At 33.2% G+C, this 20,362-nt stretch carries 14 protein-coding genes; 5 read left to right on the forward strand and 9 right to left on the reverse strand.

Annotated elements, in window-relative coordinates:
• Positions 1-25: 25 nt before the first annotated feature.
• The 3 genes from ACHRV0_RS09545 (at position 26) to ACHRV0_RS09555 (ending at position 3,703) form a co-directional block, all read left to right on the forward strand.
• Positions 26-670, forward strand: a complete 645-nt coding sequence (locus tag ACHRV0_RS09545) for a DUF47 domain-containing protein (RefSeq protein WP_089052333.1) — start codon at positions 26-28, stop codon at positions 668-670.
• Positions 671-700: 30 nt separating this feature from the next.
• Positions 701-2,032 carry an anion permease gene (locus tag ACHRV0_RS09550; RefSeq protein ID WP_395440693.1) on the forward strand — a complete coding sequence of 444 codons (1,332 nt, stop codon included), beginning with the start codon at positions 701-703 and terminating at the stop codon, positions 2,030-2,032.
• Positions 2,033-2,335: 303 nt separating this feature from the next.
• On the forward strand, positions 2,336-3,703 hold the full coding sequence (locus ACHRV0_RS09555; protein WP_395440694.1) for an SMI1/KNR4 family protein: 1,368 nt from the start codon (positions 2,336-2,338) through the stop codon (positions 3,701-3,703).
• Between the two features lie 39 nt (positions 3,704-3,742).
• Here the strand turns inward: ACHRV0_RS09555 and ACHRV0_RS09560 are convergent, their stop codons facing one another.
• From ACHRV0_RS09560 to ACHRV0_RS09570, 3 genes are all read right to left on the reverse strand, one after another.
• The gene (locus ACHRV0_RS09560) at positions 3,743-4,264 is read right to left on the reverse strand and encodes a DUF421 domain-containing protein (RefSeq protein ID WP_395440695.1); all 522 of its coding nucleotides are present in this window, start codon (positions 4,262-4,264) and stop codon (positions 3,743-3,745) included.
• A gap of 110 nt (positions 4,265-4,374) precedes the next feature.
• Positions 4,375-5,742 (reverse strand): 30S ribosomal protein S6--L-glutamate ligase, encoded by a 1,368-nt coding sequence (rimK, locus tag ACHRV0_RS09565; RefSeq protein WP_089052330.1) that lies wholly within the window; start codon positions 5,740-5,742, stop codon positions 4,375-4,377.
• Positions 5,743-5,882: 140 nt separating this feature from the next.
• On the reverse strand, positions 5,883-8,429 hold the full coding sequence (locus tag ACHRV0_RS09570; protein ID WP_395440696.1) for an ATP-dependent Clp protease ATP-binding subunit: 2,547 nt from the start codon (positions 8,427-8,429) through the stop codon (positions 5,883-5,885).
• Between the two features lie 258 nt (positions 8,430-8,687).
• On the opposite strand from ACHRV0_RS09570, the gene gyrA reads away from it, so the two are divergent.
• Both gyrA and ACHRV0_RS09580 read left to right on the forward strand, forming a co-directional pair.
• Positions 8,688-11,330 carry a DNA gyrase subunit A gene (gene gyrA, locus ACHRV0_RS09575; protein ID WP_129056063.1) on the forward strand — a complete coding sequence of 881 codons (2,643 nt, stop codon included), beginning with the start codon at positions 8,688-8,690 and terminating at the stop codon, positions 11,328-11,330.
• Between the two features lie 43 nt (positions 11,331-11,373).
• The gene (locus ACHRV0_RS09580) at positions 11,374-12,645 is read left to right on the forward strand and encodes a tetratricopeptide repeat protein (protein ID WP_395440697.1); all 1,272 of its coding nucleotides are present in this window, start codon (positions 11,374-11,376) and stop codon (positions 12,643-12,645) included.
• A 71-nt stretch (positions 12,646-12,716) separates the two neighbouring features.
• Here the strand turns inward: ACHRV0_RS09580 and ACHRV0_RS09585 are convergent, their stop codons facing one another.
• The 6 genes from ACHRV0_RS09585 to ACHRV0_RS09610 form a co-directional block, all read right to left on the reverse strand.
• The gene (locus ACHRV0_RS09585) at positions 12,717-13,136 is read right to left on the reverse strand and encodes an OsmC family protein (RefSeq protein WP_129024437.1); all 420 of its coding nucleotides are present in this window, start codon (positions 13,134-13,136) and stop codon (positions 12,717-12,719) included.
• Positions 13,137-13,496: 360 nt separating this feature from the next.
• Complete coding sequence (locus ACHRV0_RS09590) at positions 13,497-15,488, reverse strand: DUF349 domain-containing protein (protein WP_129024438.1); 1,992 nt, start codon at positions 15,486-15,488, stop codon at positions 13,497-13,499.
• A gap of 292 nt (positions 15,489-15,780) precedes the next feature.
• On the reverse strand, positions 15,781-16,542 hold the full coding sequence (locus ACHRV0_RS09595; protein ID WP_395440698.1) for a lipid A phosphoethanolamine transferase: 762 nt from the start codon (positions 16,540-16,542) through the stop codon (positions 15,781-15,783).
• Positions 16,543-16,607: 65 nt separating this feature from the next.
• Positions 16,608-17,357: a shikimate dehydrogenase family protein gene (locus ACHRV0_RS09600; protein ID WP_395440699.1), complete on the reverse strand. Its 750-nt coding sequence runs from the start codon at positions 17,355-17,357 to the stop codon at positions 16,608-16,610.
• Entirely contained in the window at positions 17,357-18,754 is a 1,398-nt protein-coding gene (locus tag ACHRV0_RS09605) for a tetratricopeptide repeat protein (protein ID WP_395440700.1), read from the reverse strand. Before ACHRV0_RS09605 ends, ACHRV0_RS09600 begins: the two co-directional genes overlap by 1 nt.
• Positions 18,755-18,980: 226 nt before the next feature.
• On the reverse strand, positions 18,981-20,174 hold the full coding sequence (locus ACHRV0_RS09610) for an aspartate aminotransferase family protein (RefSeq protein ID WP_395440701.1): 1,194 nt from the start codon (positions 20,172-20,174) through the stop codon (positions 18,981-18,983).
• Between the last annotated feature and the right edge of the window lie 188 nt (positions 20,175-20,362).

Raw genomic sequence — 20,362 nt, forward strand, 5'->3', positions numbered from 1 at the left:
ATTTTGCACTATCAAAAATATAAAAATGTCAATAAACAGTATTTTCCAATTTTTAGTGCCGAAAGACAAGAAATTCTTTCCACTTTTTGAAGAGGCTTCAAGCAATTTAATTGAATTAGCTTCTAATTTACACGAAGCTGTAAACCTTCCATTGAAAGAAAGAGAAGTTCTTTTTCAAAAAATTGATGAATTAGAGCAAAAAGGTGAAGATATTACGCGTCAAACCAATCTTGAATTGAGTAGAAATTTTATTACTCCATTTGATAGAGAGGATATTCATACCCTGATTACTTCTATTGATAACGTTGCTGATTACCTTCATGGTGCTGCAAGCCGTATGAAATTGTATCAAGTTGATAAGATTACAAAATCGATCAGAAAAATGACAGAAATCAACCTTGAAGCTTGTCAAAATATTGACAGTGCAGTAAAAGAGTTGAGAAACTTAAAGAATTTTAAAGTTATCAAAGATTCTTGTGCTAGAATTAACAAGCTGGAAAACAAGTCTGATAATGTATATAACAAAGCAGTTTTTGAAATTTTTGAAAACGAAACAGATGCTAAAAATATTATTAAATATAAAGAAGTGTTATCTGTTTTAGAATCAGCAACAGACAAGTGTAAGAGTGTTGCGAACATACTAGAATCTATTTCTGTAAAACATTCTTAATTCAATTTTTCATTCTGAAGTTATAATTTTATGACGCTACTTATATTAATTATAGTATTAGCTTTAATATTTGATTACATCAATGGTTTTCATGATGCGGCAAATGCTATAGCGACTGTTGTTGCTACAAAGGTTTTAACGCCTTTTCAGGCCGTTCTTTGGGCAGCATTTTTTAACTTTCTGGCTTATTGGGTTTTCGGATTTGGTGTTGCGGATACTGTTGCTAAAACAGCGCACACAATGGAAATTAACCTAGTGGTAATTCTTGCCGGTGTTATTGCGGCAATCTGTTGGAACTTACTAACTTGGTGGTTAGGAATTCCTTCAAGTTCTTCGCATACTTTAATTGGAGGTTTTGCGGGAGCGGCTGTTGCACACGCAATTGCAGTTCATGGTTTCTCTGGTTATATTGGTGAAGACGGAACAACACATTATTGGTATGAAATTGTAAGCTGGTACAAAGCAGGAAAAGATGGTGCAATGCCTTCGGGAGTTCTTATTATCATTGCATTTATTGTTTTGGCGCCTTTATTAGGAGCTTTGGCTTCGTACTTAATTTCGATCTGGCTTTTAAATGCTTCTCGTAAAAGTATTGGTCCTAAGATTTTTACAGGACTTTTAATGATTGCAACTGTATGGTTTGTATATACTCAAATGATACCATATTCTGAAATCGAAAAACCTAGATTTGATTCGCATTTTTGGAGTGTTGCTTTTGAAGCTCATAATATTAAATGGTTTTTAGTTGCCTTTATTATTTTAACGGTAAGTACTTTTTGTTTAATATTCAGCAGTTTGAATCTTCATCAAGCTGATGCTGCTTTGAAAAAAATGCAATTATTATCTTCTGCAGCTTTTAGTTTAGGTCACGGAGGAAACGATTCTCAAAAAGTAATGGGTATTATCGCTGCAGCCGTTGCGGTATATATTAACACAAATCCTGGTGTTCATATGGATGCTTGGTTAGATGTTGTTTTACCAAATGATGATTTAGGAATTAAAGGAGTAATGCCAGGATGGATTCCGTTAGCGTGTTATTCTGCAATTGCTGCGGGAACTCTAAGTGGTGGATGGAAAATTGTGAAAACAATGGGTTCTAAAATCACAAAAGTAAGTTCGTTTGAAGGTGTTGCTGCAGAAACTGCGGGTGCATTAACGCTTTATTTTACAGAGCATTTAAAAATTCCTGTAAGTACAACGCATACTATTACTGGATCTATCATTGGAGTTGGATTAACAAAACGTGTATCTGCGGTAAGATGGGGAGTTACAGTAAGTTTAATCTGGGCTTGGGTATTAACTATTCCAATTTCAGCTCTGTTAGCAGGTTTAATATACTTTATTTTAAGTGTATTTATTTAGTGAAATGATATTGAAAAATGTGAGATATAAATTGCATTTTTTATAAAATATTTAAAGCCGATTTCAGTTCGAAATCGGCTTTTTTCTTGGTTAAAAATGAACATGAAACACCTAAAATGATACTTTGAAAACTTTTATTGGCTGTTTATTGAATTAGTTTTTAAGATTTTTGTTAATAGTTTAATGTTTAAAATAATAAAAGGAATAATTCTATTGGTCTTATTACTGATTGTAAAATCTAGTTTAAGTACTGCCGGAGTTGAGATTGGGAAATAAATCCATAAACTTTTTTAAATAATTATAATGAGTGAAGAATTTACAAGCCAAATTGAGAGAATCAAACAGAAACTGATTTTAGCAAAAGAAATTGATAAGGATTTAAAAGTATTTGGAGCTAGCAATCATAAATATGTTGTTGGAAATACTGCTAATCATCATGATATTTTAAAATTTGAAAGTGATTATAATATTTCTCTTCCTGAAGCATATAAAGCTTTTCTGCTCAATATTGGTAACAGCGGCATATCATACGAAAATTCTGCGGCGGGACCTTGTTATGGCATATTTCCATTTGGAGATCATATCGATGAATTTGTTTATGATAATCTTGAAAATTTTTTAGAAAAAAAATGTGTGATTTATCCTAAAATGACAGATGAGTACTGGCGGGAATTAACGAAAAAGATAGATGAGAATGATGATATTTCTGATGAAGAATTTGACGAGGAATTAGGTAAAATGTTTGCGGGAATTTTGCCTATAGGAAGCCAAGGCTGTTCGTATTATTATGGACTTGTTTTAAATGGAGAATTTAAAGGAAGAGTGGTAGGTGTTGATTTAGACAGGCAAAAGCCTTACTTTGTTTTCGAATCCAATTTTTTAGACTGGTACGAGCGCTGGCTTGATGAAACTACAGCTGAAAGCCAAACTAAAGACCACGATTTGTTTAATTATACATTGAGCGGTTCGGTGGCATATATTTTAAAAGTATATGCTTCGACAGATGATGAGGAAGTTAAATTGGAGTGTTTGTCTGGAATCCTGCGTAAGAAGAAAATAGATTTAGAGGCTTTAGACTTTCTGGAAAAAGAATTTAAAGTAAGTAATGGTGAAATTCAAAAAAAACTTCTTCGGCTTCTTGCTAAATTCGATTATGATCTTGCACTCTTGCATTTGATTGATTTCGTTAAAAATGATTCATTGACAGTTTTTCAATCTGTATTTTGGTATGCAAAAGATAAAAGTGCTGACTGGCTGGATGTGATTAAAGAAAATGCGTCGAAAATTCAAGATGATGAAACATTTCGTTTTTGTACTTATTTGTTAAAAGAAACTGGTACTGATTATGCAGCTGTTTTAATTCCGTTTACTTCACATCAAGATGTTGATATACGAATGAGTGCTTATTATTCACTTGGTCTTTTGAAGAATAAAATAAATTATCTTGATACTTTTATTTTAGGTTTAAATGATAAGGCAAACAGGGTTGTTCATATTACTTTACAAGCTTTAGATGGTGTAAATGACAAAAAACTTCTGCAGCATTATAAAAATATTGCAGAGCGGTTTCCGGAAGAGCAAGATTATATCTTAGTGAATTTAAATCATAGACTGAAAGCTTTTGGGCTAACGAATAAAACAATAAAAGAAACCGATCTTAATAACTATTAAAAAAAAGCCGATTTCAATTTGAAATCGGCTTTTTTTGTTTTAAAACTTTTGAAGATTTTTACGATTGTGTTTTCGTTTATAATGTGTTTGTTTTAATTTCTTTTGGTCTTGCGAAATAATGCTGATTGTACCATCAATTTCTAGCATAGCGAGCTTTATATCTGTTAAATGTTCTAAACCATGTTCACGGGCTGCTTCTTTTAATTCGTCGTGAGATATGTCTAATTTGCTTAAGGCTTTAAAATCAAGTTTTCCGTTATGAATAAGAATCTCGGGTTTGTCTAAAAGTAAATTGTTTAATGTTTTATACCGATGAGTCAGCTTTTTTATCGTGAAGTTAATTACAAATAAAACCAAAGCGGCTAGTAAACCGCCAACAAGACTAGTATCTGGACCAACCATTGCATTCTGAACCGAATTACTGATTAATAGAATTAAAATTATATCGGCCGTATTTAATTGAGAAAGTTCTTTTTTACCGAATATTCGTAGAGCAATAGTCATAAAAAAGTAGACAGCGACACTTCTGATTATTATATCTAAATATGGGAATTGTACCATTTTTTATTCTTTAGTTTTATTAAAGTTAAATAAAAAAAGCTTTGTCAAAGTTTTAAACTTTGACAAAGCTGCTAAATTATTTATGCGTTATTAAGTTTAGATGAACTTAATTATAGTTTGAAATTTTTCTCAATGGCTTTAATCATTTCTCCGGCAACATCTTTGTTTGTTGCACCTTCGATTCCTTCAAGGCCTGGGGAAGAGTTTACTTCAAGTAATAACGGTCCTTTAGAAGATCGAATAATATCAACTCCAGCCACTTTTAAATCCATTGCTTTTGCGGCTTTAATGGCGATCTTTTTCTCTTCGGCAGTTACTTTTATTACAGATGCAGTTCCGCCAAGATGAATATTAGCTCTAAACTCGCCCGGCATAGCCTCACGCTGAATGGCGGCAACTACTTTTCCGTCAATTACAAAACAACGAATATCTTTTCCGTTGGCTTCTTTAATGAATTCTTGAACTAGAATATTAGCATTTAAGCTTTTAAAAGCATTGATAACACTTTCTGCAGCTTTTTTGGTTTCGGCCAAAACAACACCTTTTCCTTGCGTTCCTTCTAATAATTTGACAATTAAAGGTGAACCGCCTACCATTTTAATTAAGTTGTCTGTATCAAGCGGAGAATTAGCAAAACCAGTTGTTGGAATATCAATTCCGCTGTTTAAAAGTAATTGCAGTGAATATAATTTATCGCGAGATTGTGTTATGGCTGTTGCTGAGTTTAAACAGAAAACTTTTAAAGCTTCAAACTGACGTGTTAATGCACAACCGTAGAATGTAATACTTGGTCGGATTCTTGGAATAATAGCGTCAAATTGATTTAAAATTTTTCCGCCTCTATAATGAATTTCAGGAGTTTTGGCGTCCAGTTTCATGTAGCATTCTTTGATGTTTAAAAAATGCATTTCATGACCGCGCATTTCTCCTGCTTCCATGATTCTTTTATTACTGTATAATTCAGGATTACTGGCTAATAGTCCGATTCGTAAACCTGAACTGGCTTTTTCTGAATTTTGATATAATTCTTTAAGAGATTCTGGAGTAGGCTGTCCAAGAAGGTATTTTTCTTCTGGATCGACCAATACACGACCGCTCATGGCTTCGCGTCCTAAAAGCATTCTAAAGCCCATAGAATCACGATTGGTCAAAGTCATTTCGATCGGCCATTTTGAATCGCCAATTTTAATGCTGGTTTGAATTACGTAACGATGTTCTCTAAAACCGCTTGAGCTTTTTACAATTCTTTTGTCAACCAGCGGTGCTTCACAATGAATGATGGTTTTAATGTTGTTTTGAATTGGATTAATGTCAAATTTCACCCAATTGGCATCATTTTTTATAAAAGGAGCTATGTTTATGGCGTGCATTGCCGAAGTTTTGGCACCAGAGTCAACCCGAGCCTTGATTGTCGGGATTCCTAGTTCTGGAAATGAACACCATTCTTCGCTGCCTAAAATGACTTTGTGTTGAAGCATACGTTGTTTTTTATTATAGAATTTAATATCCAAAAATAGCTATTTGCTTTTACTAAAGATAGTAAATTATCCAAAAAAAATACCCGTTATGTTATGAAAACGTAACGGGTATATTATTTTTGTTATAAATTTAAATCATTTTATTGATTTGTAGGCTCTTCAGCTTTGTGAATTTCTACTGAAAGCTCTTGTGAGTCGTCTTTTAAATCCATCATGATCTCATCACCTGAATGTATTTTTGAAGTGATGATTTCTTCGGCTAATAAATCTTCAACGTATTTCTGAATTGCTCTTTTAAGCGGTCTTGCACCAAATTGTCTGTCAAAGCCTTTTTCAGCAATAAATGCTTTTGCTTTGTCAGTTAAGCTTAGTTTGTAACCTAATTCAGCAATACGAGAATATAGTTTTTTAAGTTCAATTTCGATAATTAAATCAATGTCAGCTTTTTCTAATGCGTTGAATACGATTACGTCGTCAATTCTGTTTAAGAATTCAGGAGCAAAAGTTTTCTTCAAAGCATTTTCGATAATGCTTTTTGAGTTTTCATCGGCTTGAGCCACTTTTGCGGCAGTTCCGAATCCTACACCTTGTCCAAAATCTTTCAACTGACGAGCACCAACGTTAGAAGTCATGATAATGATAGTGTTTTTAAAGTCAATTTTACGACCTAAACTATCTGTTAAATATCCATCATCTAAAACCTGAAGCATCATATTAAATACATCTGGATGCGCTTTTTCGATTTCATCTAAAAGAACAACACAATATGGTTTTCTACGAACTTTTTCAGTCAATTGTCCGCCTTCTTCGTATCCTACGTATCCCGGAGGCGCTCCCACTAAACGAGAGATAGCAAATTTTTCCATGTATTCGCTCATGTCGATACGAACTAATGCATCTTCTGAATCGAATAGTTCTTTAGCCAAAACTTTTGCTAATTGCGTTTTACCAACCCCAGTCTGACCTAAGAAAATAAATGAACCAATTGGTTTGTTAGGATCTTTAAGTCCGGCTCTGTTACGCTGAATAGAACGTGCAATTTTAAGAACAGCTTCGTTTTGACCAATTACTTTGTTCTGAATTAATTCAGGTAATTGAGCTAATTTGTTGCTTTCTGTTTGTGCAATTCTGTTTACAGGAATTCCAGTCATCATTGATACAACATCGGCTACATTATTTTCTGTAACTTCAATTCTGTTGTTTTTAGAATCTTCTTCCCATTGTTCTTGCGCAGCAGCTAGATCTTTTTCTATGCGTTTTTCATCGTCGCGAAGTTTGGCAGCTTCTTCATATTTTTGTTTTTTAACTACCATGTTTTTCATTTCACGAACTTCCTCTAATTGACGTTCTAAATCAAGAATTTGTTTAGGAACATCAATATTGGTAATGTGAACGCGAGATCCTGCTTCGTCAAGAGCATCAATCGCTTTGTCTGGTAAGAAACGCTCAGACATATATCTGTTTGTTAATTTAACACAGGCTTCGATTGCTTCTTGAGTATAAGTTACGTTGTGGTGATCTTCATATTTATCTTTTACGTTATTTAAAATTGCAATTGTTTCTTCAACAGAAGTTGGTTCAACAATTACTTTTTGGAAACGTCTTTCTAAAGCGCCGTCTTTCTCAATATATTGTCTGTACTCGTCTAGAGTAGTAGCACCAATACATTGAATTTCTCCTCTTGCTAATGCAGGTTTGAACATGTTTGAAGCATCAAGTGAACCTGTTGCTCCGCCGGCACCAACAATAGTGTGAATTTCGTCAATAAAAAGAATAATATCGTCGTTTTTTTCAAGCTCGTTCATTACGGCTTTCATTCTTTCTTCAAATTGTCCTCTGTATTTTGTTCCAGCAACTAAACTTGCTAAATCAAGTGTTACAACACGTTTGTGGAAAAGGATACGAGATACTTTCTTTTGAATAATACGTAAAGCAAGTCCTTCTGCAATAGCAGATTTACCAACTCCAGGTTCTCCAATAAGAAGCGGATTGTTCTTTTTTCTACGGCTTAGAATTTGTGAAACGCGTTCAATTTCTTTTTCGCGTCCAACAACTGGATCTAGTTTTCCTTCTTCCGCCATTTCTGTTAAATCTCTCCCAAAATTATCCAAAACAGGAGTTTTAGATTTTTTGTTTGACTTATTGGCTGGATTATTGAAACTACTTTCTTTTAGACTGTCATCTTGTCCTGAATCGTCATTATACGATTCGTTTCTTGGCAAGTTTTCTAAGAATTCTTCTTCGTTTGGCGTCATGTTTAAATATTGTTCTTTAGCTATGTCATAATCTATTTTTAGTTTATTCAACAGCTTGGTTGTTGGATCGTTTTCGTTTCGTAAGATGCATAAAAGCAAGTGAGCTGTACTAATTGATGAGCTTTGGAATACTTTAGCTTCAAGAAAAGTGGTCTTCAGGGCTCTTTCGGCCTGTCGGGTAAGATGAAGATTTTTCTTTTCGGCATTTACTTCCACGCTGTGGTTAGCTGGACTCAGTATTTCTACTTTCCTGCGTAAATGATCTAAATCGACTGCTAGGTTATTAAGTATATGAATAGCTTTTCCGTTACCATCTCTTAAAATGCCCAGCATTAGATGTTCAGTACCAATAAAGTCGTGTCCTAAACGAAGGGCTTCTTCTTTACTGTATGTAATAACATCTTTTACTCTTGGTGAAAAATTATCATCCATAATATATAATTGGTATTGTAAATTTAGTGAATTACTGTTTGAAAAACAAAAACCGTACCCATCGAGAACTCCTGTCAGCTAATTGACAAAAAAAATAATAAAAAAACAGTTAAAAAACGCTTAATTTATTAACTAAAAGGCAAAATAAAGTTGTTAATAAATCATTGAAATAAGTGTAAGTAAATAGCTGAAAAAATTCCAAAAAAACGTATCTTGGCACGCTTTGAAACTAATATAATTATTTAAACATAACAACTTATGTCTGAAGGAGAAAAGTTAATTCCTATTAACATTGAAGATGAAATGAAATCAGCTTACATCGATTATTCGATGTCAGTAATTGTATCGAGAGCGCTTCCGGATGTTAGAGATGGCTTGAAACCAGTGCATCGAAGAGTTCTTTACGGAATGTATGATTTAGGTGTGACTTCAAGATCAGCCCACAAAAAATCTGCGAGAATTGTAGGAGAGGTTCTGGGTAAGTATCATCCGCACGGAGATACTTCGGTATATGATGCAATGGTGCGTATGGCTCAAGAATGGAGTATGCGTTATTTATTAGTGGATGGTCAAGGTAACTTTGGATCTGTAGATGGAGACAGCCCGGCAGCGATGCGTTATACTGAGGCCAGAATGCGCAAGATTTCTGAAGAAATTATGGCAGATATCGAAAAAGAAACGGTTGATTTTCAATTAAACTTTGACGATACATTATATGAACCAAAAGTAATGCCTACAAGAGTTCCTACTTTATTAGTAAACGGAGCAACAGGTATTGCAGTTGGTATGGCGACAAATATGCCGCCGCACAATTTAACAGAAGTTATTAATGGTACTTTAGCATACCTTGATAATAATGATATTGAAGTAGATGAATTAATGACGCATATTAAAGCTCCTGATTTTCCAACTGGAGGTGTAATATATGGTTATGAAGGAGTTCGTGAAGCTTTTAAAACAGGTAGAGGACGTATTGTAATGCGTGCCAAAGTTGGTTTTGAAGAAGTGGATGGAAGAGAGTCTATTATTGTTACTGAAATACCTTATCAAGTTAACAAAGCCGAGATGATTAAACGTACGGCTGATTTGGTTAACGAGAAAAAGATCGAAGGTATCGCAAATATCCGTGACGAGTCTGATAGAAATGGTATGCGTATCGTTTATATTTTGAAACGTGATGCTACACCAAACGTAGTTTTAAATACCTTATATAAGTATACTTCATTACAATCTTCTTTCAGTGTAAATAATATTGCATTGGTTAAAGGACGTCCTCAATTATTGAATCTAAAAGATATGATTCACTACTTTATTGAGCACCGTCATGATGTGGTAGTTAGAAGAACACAGTTTGAATTACGTAAAGCAGAAGAAAGAGCTCATATATTAGAAGGCTTAATTATTGCTTCGGATAATATTGATGAAGTAATTGCAATTATTAGAGGCTCTAAAAATACAGAAGAAGCTCGTGATAAATTAATCGAAAGATTTAGTTTGTCAGATATTCAAGCTCGTGCTATTGTTGAGATGCGTTTACGTCAGTTAACAGGTCTGGAGCAAGATAAATTAAGAGCTGAGTTTGAAGAATTAATGAAATTAATCGAGCATTTGAAAGCTTTATTAGCAGATGTTAATTTAAGAACGAATTTGATTAAAGAAGAACTTGAGGAAATTCGCGATAAATATGGTGATGATCGTCGTTCTCAAATTGAATATTCAGGTGGAGACGTAAGTATCGAGGATTTAATTGCCGATGAAAATGTAGTAATTACTATTTCTCACGCTGGTTACATCAAACGTACAAATCTTACTGAATACAAAACTCAAAATAGAGGTGGAGTTGGTCAAAAAAGCGCAGGAACAAGAGATCAAGACTTCCTTGAGCATATGTTCGTTGCAACAAACCACCAATATATGATGTTCTTTACGCAAAAAGGAAAATGTTTCTGGATGCGTGTTTACGAAATTCCAGAAGGAAGTAAAACGGCTAAAGGAAGAGCAATTCAGAATTTAGTGAATATCGAAAGCGATGATAAAGTAAAAGCTTTCATTTGTACACAAGACTTAAAAGACAAAGATTATATCAATACTCATAATCTTGTAATGGTTACTAAACAAGGACAGGTTAAGAAAACTTCTTTAGAGAAATATTCTAAACCTCGTGCAAATGGTGTTGCCGCTATTACAATTAAAGAAGGAGATGAGTTACTTGAAGCGAAATTAACTGATGGAGAAAGCCAAATTATTTTAGCAGTAAAATCAGGTAAACTAGTTCGTTTTGAAGAAACAAAAACACGTCCGATGGGAAGAACAGCCTCAGGAGTTCGTGGAATTACTTTAAAAGATGAAACTGATGAAGTAATTGGTATGGTTACTGTTGCTAAAAATGATGTAAACGATTCGCAAATTCTTGTTGTAACTGAAAATGGATACGGAAAACGTACCAAATTAGTAGATGAAGATGGTGAAGATGTTTATAGAATTACAAACCGTGGAGGTAAAGGAGTTAAAACTCTTAATATCACTGAGAAAACAGGGAAACTTATCTCAATTAGTGCTGTAACAGATGCAGATGATTTAATGATTATTAATAAATCTGGATTAACTATTAGAATGGCGATTGAGGATTTACGTGTTATGGGACGTGCAACTCAAGGTGTGAGATTGATTAACCTTAAAGGAAAAGATTCTATCGCTGCGGTTACAAAAGTAATGAAAGATGATGCTGAAGAAGTTGTTGTAGATGAAGATGGCAACGTTATTGAAAATGCAATCGAAAGAGTTAAACCAGACTTAGAAGTTCTTGAAGACGACGGTGTTGTAGAAGATGACGATGATGATGATTCTGAAGAAGAAATTGAAGACGAAGACGATTCAGAGGAAGAAGAATCAGAAGAATAATTATAAACCACTAAAATAAAATTAAATATACAAATTGAACATTATGAAAAGTAAATATGTAATACTTGCATCAGCTCTACTGATTTCAGTAGCTACTTTTGCTCAAAAAGATCAAATTAAAAATGCTGAGAAGGCATTAAAAGGCGGTGATGCTCAAGGAGCGATCACGATATTAAAAGATGCTCAAAACTTGATCGCTAATGCTAAAGATGTTGAGCAGGCTCAGTACTATTTTGTACAAGGAAATGCTTTTTTAGAGTTAGCAAACAAAAAAGTTGAAGAAAGTAAAAACTTATCTGCAGCTGCTGACAGCTATAAGAAATTAATTGAAGTTGAAAAGGCATCTGGAAAACAAAAGTATTCAACTCAGGGAGCAGCATCGATTACTGAAATTAAAGGTAAATTGATTAATTCTGCAATTGCTGATACTCAATCTAACAAAAGTGCTGAAGGAGCTAAAAAATTATATGAAGCGTATTTGTTAGATAAAAATGATACTATCAATTTGTATTATGCAGCTTCGACAGCTGTAAATGCTCAAGATTTTGATAGTGCACTTCCAATGTATGAAGAGTTGAAAAAATTAAACTATTCAGGGAAAGGAACGATGTATACTGCGGTAAATAAAGCAAACGGCAGTGAAGATGGTTTTAACAATGCAAAAGAAAGAGATTTAGCTGTAAAGTTAGGAACTCACGAAAAACCTAAAACAGAAACTATTCCTTCAAAAAGAGGTGAAATTTATAAAAACTTAGCGTTGATTTTAGTTCAAAAAGGACGTACTGAAGATGCTAAGAAAGCGATTTCTGACGCTAGAAAAACAAATCCAGAAGATACTTCTTTGATTTTGACAGAAGCAAACTTATACCTAGAAACTAAAGATTTCGATATGTATAAAAAATTGGTTGGTGAAGCTTTAGAAAAAGAACCAAACAATGCTGATTTAGTTTTTAATTTAGGTGTATTAAGTGCAAATGCAAAGAATACTGCTGATGCTGAGAAATATTACTTAAAAGCTATCGAAATCAATCCTAGTTATACTAATGCATATCTTAACCTTGCTGCATTAAAATTAGAAGCTGAAAGACCAATTATTGATGAGATGAATAAATTGGGAACTTCTGCAAAAGATATGAAACGTTACGATGTTTTAAAAGCACAAAGAGAGCAAGTTTTCAAAGGAGTAATTCCTTACCTTAAAAAAGCAAACGAGTTAGATCCTAAAAACGAAGATGTTTCTAAAACATTATTAGGAGTTTACAAAGCGTTAGAAATGACTGCTGAAGCAAAAGCTTTAAAAGCGACAATGAACTAATAGCTTTATTCGTTATATAAAGAAAAAACCATCAGCCGCGGCTGATGGTTTTTTTATGCTTTGTTTTCAGCTTAATTTACTAGTACCGCTGAAAGAGTAATTGTTGTGTTTAAGAGTTTAGAAATCGGACAGATTTCTTTTGCTTTTGCGGCTGTTTTTTCAAACTCTTCTGCAGAAATTTCAGGAACTTTTCCTTTTAAGTCCAAATGAATTAAAGTAATAGAGCCGTCTTCAAAAGTCACTGTCGCTTCTGTAGATAAATCATCGGCAGTAAAACCTGCCTCGTTAAGTAAAAAACTTAATTGCATCGTAAAACAGCCTGAATGAGCTGCAGCGACTAATTCTTCAGGATTTGTACCAACACCATCTGCAAATCTAGTCTTAAAAGAGAGTTGAGCTTTGTCTAAAGTTGTGCTTTGTGTACTTATGGTTCCTTTTCCTTCCATACCGGTTCCTTGCCAGTTGGCATTTGCTTTTCTTGTAAATTTCATTTTCTGTTGTTATTAGAATTAATACTAGTGTGGTTACTTGGTTGATTATCAAATATAAACATTATTTTTTAGAACGGTTTTACTAAGTTTGATGAGAATGTTAAATTTCGGGTTGAAATGAGATTAAGGTTGGGGCTAATTTTACCTCAAAGCACGCTAAGATTTTTGTTTTACATTGCGGTTAGAAAAATACAAAATTTGCAAAGTTTCGTATTGAATCAGCTTTGTAAATTTTGTGTGTTTATAGCAAGTTTGCATATAAAAACTTTGCGTGCTTTGCGGTGAAAAAAAACGTTATAACATAAAAAAGGTGTAACGAATAAATCATTACACCTTTTTTTATTGTTTAAACTTAAAACGTTATTCTTGACCTAAGTTTCTTAATTGTTTCAATTTATCTTTCCAAACGTCTAGACTTTCTTTGTGAATCGCTATGTTTTTGCGAACTTCAAGAACAATCGAATTCTCTTTTTTAGCATTTTTAGTATTCGCAAAAAACTGAATATTATTTTCTAATTGGAAAATTTCATTTTGTACCTCTTCAATTTTTCGCATCAAGAAAATCTTTTCATTGTCTAATTTGCGAGTGTCGTTACTGTCGCTCAATGAATCAATTCGATTAGAAAAACGAATCATTTCAGTTTCCTTTTTGCTTAAGCTTAATTTTTCAAAAAGAGCATCAAGGATTTTGTTGAATTTTCCTTCAATATGACGTCTTGAAAATGGAACTTTTCCGTAACCTTTCCAAATTTCAATATGTTTTTTAATCGCATCTAAATCAGTTTTATGATCTCCTGTCAACTGATAAGTACGAAGAATATCTAAGTAGGCTTTTTTGTTGTCAAAAGCAGCAACTTCGTCACCGTTTTCTTCTGATTTATGTTCTTTTAGTTTGTCAAAATAATGATTGCAGGCATCTTTAAATTCTTTCCAGATTTTGTCTGAATATTTTTTAGGAACGTGACCAATCTGTTTCCATTCTTCTTGAATTTGTTTCATGATTGGAGTAGTTGCATTAAAGTCAACACTTTCCTGTAATTCTTTAGCTTTAGCGACAAGAGCCATTTTTTTATTCAAATTGTCGTTTTGATCTTTTTTAATGTCTTTATAAAACGAATTTTTAAATGCATTAAAGTTTCTAACGGCAGTTTTGAATGCAGCCCAAGTCTCTTCATTTACTTCTGATGGTACTTTTCCTGCTGCGAAAAACTCATTTCTAAGCGTTTCAACTTTTTGAATTTGTACCAGCCATTGCGAATGTGAATTTACTTTTTCAGTTCCTAGAACTTCAATCTTTGCAATGATTTCTTTTTTTACTTCGAGATTGTTGTGTTCGTTTGCACGCTGACTTTCAAACAAAAGTTCTCTTTTGTCATGAATCTTTTTTGTCAGTTCACTAAACTTATTCCAAATAGTATCACGGTGTTCCTTAGAAACAGGACCAATGTCTTCTTTCCAAAGTCTGTGTAAATCTTGTAATTCACGGAAAGCCTTGCTTATGTCGCTTTCGTTTACAAGTTCTTCAACTCTTGCAATAATTTTTTGCTTTTGCTCTAAATTGTGTTTAAAGTCTAAGTCTCTTGCTTCACGATCTAAATGCAGATAATCATAAAAATTTTCTACATGAAAATGGTAGTTGTTCCAAACGTGATTGTATTTGTCTTTAGGAATCGCTCCAGCATTTTTCCATCTTTCTCTTAAATCATTAAAATGTTTAAGAGTATCTTTTATGTTTTCCTGCGGATTTATCAGCTCTTTTAGTTCTTCTACAATCGCAAGACGATTGTCTAAGTTTGATTTTAAGTTGCTTTGCAAATGTTTAAAGTGAGCATTTCTTTTCTCTCTAAAAACATTATAATATTCATCAAATTTAGATTTCAAAGGAGAATGATATTCAAACTCTTCGTTTGGATCTTCTTTTGAAGCGTTAAACTCTTCTTTTTTCTCTTCTATAAGATGATTGTATTGTAGTAAAAATGATTTCTTTATTTCTTCAATATGGTCTTTTACAGACATTACTTTGTCTATACTTACCAGTTTCTTTAACTCGTCAACAAGGGCGTCTAATGTAAACGTGTGATAATCCTTCATAGGAATATCATGACGCTCTTTCAGCGTTTCGTCTTCACTTTCTTCAGCATTAGAATTTGTGATGGCATCCAACGCATTTTGATGATCTGTCTCTTCAGTTTCTACATTTTTTTCTTCTTCAATTTCAGTATTCGAAATTGAATTTTCAGATACTGTTTCAGAAACGGGAGTTTCTATAGTATCGTTTTGTGTAGAATCAGTAGTATCGATTTCTAATTTTCCGTCTGCTTCTTGCAGGTTATCATTCTTTTCTTCTAACATTTTAAATGTATAAGGTTTTTACTTTAACAGTGCGAAAGATAGTAAAGGTGTTTCTAAATACAAAATAAATCGTTTGTTTATACGCTATTTTACGATGAAATTCTTATTTAATGAAGATGTTTGGAAATATGATATCTGTTTTTTAGATTTTTTTTTGAAGTAAATTTAAATTGAGAATAGATATCCTTTTAAGAAAAAAGCTTGAAAATTTGCATTTCTATTGAGGAGTATTACTTTTATTATAAGAATGGAGAATAGGAGAGATCGTTAAATAATCTTTTATAGAAATTTTTTAAAACAGAATCAACATCCCGACTTCAATGCCAAAGTTGTAGGTTTTATGACTACCAAAAGCAACGCTTGGATGAATATACGCCATATCATTTTTAGTGATTTTTCTACCAAACTCAACAAAAGCATTATTAGGAAAACCTTTGTTTATGGCGTTGTATCTAAAAGCAGCGTCGGCGGCAATCCAGTTTTTGCCAATAATGTACATAAAGTAGTTTTCGAATGCAGTGGTATTAATGTCATTTCTATTGCTGGATCCTGCAAAACTACTTTGATTTTCTAATGAGGTAATCCATAGAAGTCTATTAGGGATTAGATATTTTCCGAAAAATACTGCAGGAGCAAATATCCATTTTCCAGATCCTAAAGCTGGATCGGCCGCTGAATTTGAAAGCACTCTTGCACGAAAAGCAATACCTCCATTTTTTTGTTCTAAGTAAGGAATATAACTGACGCCAACACCAATATCTCCAATTCCAGTTTTATTGATTGAGGAAGTGTTTGAAGAAACTAACGGAAGATCGACTCTTAAATTCCAAGCTTTGTTTCCAATTGGATGTAAGAATCGAAGTTCAGTTGTATTAAACGAGCCATTGTCTGTATCTAAATATTCATTAAAAAGTAAAATTGTTTTTAGATAGTAATGATATCGGGCTTCTGAATAAAGGTTTGATGAATTTATGTCGATATCACTAGAGTCCTGTGCCTCTGCAGAAAGAGTAATCAAAAAGCATATAAAAAAAAATAGTGGCGATTTTTTCATAACTACTTATTAATGAGTAGTCTAATTTATGAAAAAATACGTTACTATTTTATTTTAGGTGCATATTACTTGTTCCATATTTTCCAAGCTTTTTCTGCCTGAAAAATAAGCATATCGTATCCGTTTTTTATTACAGCTCCTCTTTCTTTTGCATTTTTTAAGAATTGAGTTTCTGCTGGATTGTAAATTAAGTCATAAGCAATATGCTTGTCTGTAAAAAACTCGTACGGAAGATCTGGACAAGCTTCTATATTTGGACTTGTACCTACTGGCGTACAATTGATAATGATTTTGAAATTATCAAAAGTAGTAGCGTTGATTAAATTATAATCAATGATATTTTCTTTTGCTTCTCTAGAAACAAAAATATACGGAATATCAAGTTCGTCTAGAGCAAAGGCAACGCCTTTTGATGCGCCGCCTGTGCCTAGAATAAGTGCTTTTTTATGATGTGGTTCTAATAAAGGCTTTAACGATTTTTTAAAACCGTAATAATCAGTATTGTATCCTTTTAGTTTGCCTTTTTTAGTAAATTTAATCGTGTTTACAGCGCCAATTAGAGCTGCTTTTTTTGAAAGTTTATCTAAAAAGGGAATGACTTGCTCTTTGTAAGGAATTGTTACATTTAGTCCTTTTAAATCAGGATTATTCTTGATTAATCCTTTGAAATGTTCAATTTCAGAAATATCAAAATTTTCATAGGTGTTACCTGCAAAAACTTCATCGTTGAATTTCTCTGTGAAATAACCTTTTGAAAATGAGTAACTAATATTACGACCTAGTAAGCCAAAACGTCTTTTTAAAATACCAATCATTATTGTTTTCTGTGTTTTTCGATATAATTTTTAACTGTTTTTTTTGTCCAAACTACTGGAAATAAATCTTCGATTAAAATATAATTATCGAAGTTTAAGCGTAATCCATTGCTTAAATGAAATTTTGCTTTTGTGTTATCCTGAATCATAAAGTACAATCCTGCCAAACGATATTCGATTTCATTTTCTTCTGGGAAATATTCAGAAGCTTGTAATAAAGTTTGTATTGCGCTGTCAAATTCTCCTAAAAACTGAAGAATATCAACCCAAAACAACCAGGTATCTAAAGCATGATCACCAAATTCGACTGCTTTTCTATAACCAAATTCAGCTTCTTCAAAAAAGTTCATTTGTTTGTTTATGGTTGCATAACGCTTCCAGTACAAACGATTTTGATTATCGATTGCTAAAGCTTTATTGACAAAAAACAACGCTTTTTGAAAGTTCTTTTGGCGAACATAAAAATCTGTAATGGCAATCCATCCTTTATCTAAAAGAGGATCTTCGTGTACAGTTTGATTGTAATATTGTAACGCTTTTATCGAATTTCCAAGCTTTTCGTAGCATTTTCCAATACGCAGTAAGGCATAAGAAGTAGCGTCGTCTAATTCGATTGTACGATTATAGCTTTCTATCGCTTCATTGTATTTTTTTAGACGCTCGTAAGCTTTGGCTTTTTCCATAAATGCACCTAAAAACTCATCGTCTATAAGGGTTGCATAATCAAAAGCGCGAATTGCATTTTCGTATTCTTTTACTCCGTAATGCAAACGCCCAAGCTGATGCCAAGCGATTTCGCTGTACGGATTTTTGTTAATGTATTCGTTAAGATAGAGAATGGCTTCTTGGTTTTGATCTAAAAATTCAAAACAATAAACCACGTTGTATAAGGCAGATTGGTCTTCTAAGTCTTCTTCAAGACATTTGATAAAGCTGTCTTTTGCCATTTCAAGGTTATCCATAAAAAGATATTCCATTCCAATCAAGTTGTACACGTCAGCATAGTCATCTGTATATTGCAGTGCTATTTTAAGTAATTCTACCGCTTTTTCGTGTTGATCTCTTTTCGAACAAATATTGGCTTTCTGGATATAAATTTCCTCGTTGTTAGGTTCAATCGCATATAACTCGTTTAAAAGCTTTTCAGCGATTTCAAGTTTGTCGTCATAAACCAGCATTTCTACTTGTACTAATTTTAAGCCTGTAGATTTTGGATGTTGGTCTAATGCAAGTTTTAAGGCCTTTTTTGCTAAATTAGCCTTGCCTATGTCTAAATAATGAAGAATGATTTCTTCAAATTCTTCAGAATCAAAAAAGAGTACTTTGTTAGTTTTTAACATCGACTCAAATTTGGATAGGGATAGGTTATAATCTTCTTCTTCGTTGCTTAATTGCATACTTTGTTTTATTTGAAATTAGCCTGTTATAAAATTAGGCAACCATATTATTGATGTGGGAAAGGAAAATTAATTGTTGTGAACAATTTAATTAACAATATGGACAGAATTCCGTTTCTGTTTTTAGTCATAATCTTCTGATAACAAAAAGATTATTTGATTATTATTTTAGTAACTGAGATGTCAAACAGGTTCTAATTGCTGTTGAAATAAGCCTTACTATTTATTAGACTTGTTCCTTTTTCAATATTTCATCCATAACATTTAAAATTATGGCACAGCCTTCTTTTATTTCTTCTTCTGAAATAGTTAATGGCGGTGTTATTCTTATAGCGCATCCTTCAAAGAGCAGCCAGAATAAAATTAGTCCTTTGTCTTGACAATTTAAAATGACCTGATTGGTTATTTCGGCCGTTTCAGTCATGGCGGCAAGCATTAATCCCTTTCCTCTTACTTCTTTTATCAAAGGATGTACCAAAAGCGATCTAAAAAGTTTTTCTTTCTCTAAAGTTTGCTGCATTAAATTTGTTTCAGTTAATTCCTGCAAAGTAGCAAGACAGGCTGACGCAATGACAGGATGACCTCCAAAAGTAGTGATGTGTCCAAGTTTAGGATTCTCTGTTAAAAGATCCATTTTTTCAGCTGAAGCTGTAAATGCTCCCACAGGCATTCCGCCTCCCATACCTTTTCCCATTACCACAATATCTGGAATAACATCATAGTTTTGAAAACCAAAAAGTTTTCCGGTTCTTCCAAATCCAGGCTGAATTTCATCTACAATAAACATTGCACCAACTTCATCACAACGCTTGCGCACCTTTTGCAGAAAATTATTCTCGGGCTGAATAAAACCAGCTCCGCCTTGTATAGTTTCTAATAAAATTGCAGCAGTTCTAGTTGTGATTTTTTCTAAATCGGCATCGTTATTAAAAGTGATAAAATCTACATCAGGAAGTAAAGGGCGAAAAGCTTGTTTGCGCTCTTCAAATCCCATTACACTCATAGAGCCCATTGTGTTTCCGTGATATGCGTTATGACAAGAAATAAGCTGGCTTCGTCCAGTTACTCTTTTGGCTAGTTTTAAGGCGCCTTCAATTGCTTCTGTACCCGAATTTACTAAATAGGTTTTATTTAAAGATTCTGGAAGCAGAGAAGCCATTAATTTGCAATATTGAACAGCAGGACTTTGTGAGTATTCTCCGTAAACCATTACATGAGAATATTTGTCTAATTGGTCTTTAATAGCTTGATTAACTCTTGGATGTTGGTGTCCCAGCGTACAAGCCGAAACTCCGGCAACAAAATCTAAATATTTTTTATTACTAGTATCGTAAATATAGGAACCAACGGCGTGCGAAACTTCCATTCCTAATGGATATGGAGATGTTTGTGCTTGGTATTTTATAAAATCTGGATTCACTATTGTTTGTTTTAAAAGTTTCAGGTTTCAGGTTTCAAGTTGGCTGAAAACTAAAAACTGATACTGTGACTGAATTTAACCGCAAAGATCGCAAAGTTTGCTAAGTTTTAAATCAAGTTGGTATTATTAAAATGCAAAGTTCGCAAAGTTGCTAAAATTAAAATTGTGGCTTACGTTATGAATAGTTT

The sequence above is a fragment of the Flavobacterium sp. FlaQc-30 genome, from assembly GCF_044005885.1.
Taxonomy (GTDB): Bacteria; Bacteroidota; Bacteroidia; order Flavobacteriales; family Flavobacteriaceae; genus Flavobacterium.

What these genes read in the sequence shown, in the direction of transcription:
- ACHRV0_RS09560 (WP_395440695.1), bottom strand. Translation starts at nt 4,264, where the DNA reads ATGGTACAATTCCCATATTTAGATATAATAATCAGAAGTGTCGCTGTC.
- ACHRV0_RS09555 (WP_395440694.1), top strand. Translation starts at nt 2,336, where the DNA reads ATGAGTGAAGAATTTACAAGCCAAATTGAGAGAATCAAACAGAAACTG.
- ACHRV0_RS09580 (WP_395440697.1), top strand. Translation starts at nt 11,374, where the DNA reads ATGAAAAGTAAATATGTAATACTTGCATCAGCTCTACTGATTTCAGTA.
- ACHRV0_RS09585 (WP_129024437.1), bottom strand. Translation starts at nt 13,136, where the DNA reads ATGAAATTTACAAGAAAAGCAAATGCCAACTGGCAAGGAACCGGTATG.
- ACHRV0_RS09545 (WP_089052333.1), top strand. Translation starts at nt 26, where the DNA reads ATGTCAATAAACAGTATTTTCCAATTTTTAGTGCCGAAAGACAAGAAA.
- ACHRV0_RS09570 (WP_395440696.1), bottom strand. Translation starts at nt 8,429, where the DNA reads ATGGATGATAATTTTTCACCAAGAGTAAAAGATGTTATTACATACAGT.
- ACHRV0_RS09550 (WP_395440693.1), top strand. Translation starts at nt 701, where the DNA reads ATGACGCTACTTATATTAATTATAGTATTAGCTTTAATATTTGATTAC.
- ACHRV0_RS09590 (WP_129024438.1), bottom strand. Translation starts at nt 15,488, where the DNA reads ATGTTAGAAGAAAAGAATGATAACCTGCAAGAAGCAGACGGAAAATTA.
- ACHRV0_RS09605 (WP_395440700.1), bottom strand. Translation starts at nt 18,754, where the DNA reads ATGCAATTAAGCAACGAAGAAGAAGATTATAACCTATCCCTATCCAAA.
- rimK (WP_089052330.1), bottom strand. Translation starts at nt 5,742, where the DNA reads ATGCTTCAACACAAAGTCATTTTAGGCAGCGAAGAATGGTGTTCATTT.
- ACHRV0_RS09600 (WP_395440699.1), bottom strand. Translation starts at nt 17,357, where the DNA reads ATGATTGGTATTTTAAAAAGACGTTTTGGCTTACTAGGTCGTAATATT.
- gyrA (WP_129056063.1), top strand. Translation starts at nt 8,688, where the DNA reads ATGTCTGAAGGAGAAAAGTTAATTCCTATTAACATTGAAGATGAAATG.
- ACHRV0_RS09595 (WP_395440698.1), bottom strand. Translation starts at nt 16,542, where the DNA reads ATGAAAAAATCGCCACTATTTTTTTTTATATGCTTTTTGATTACTCTT.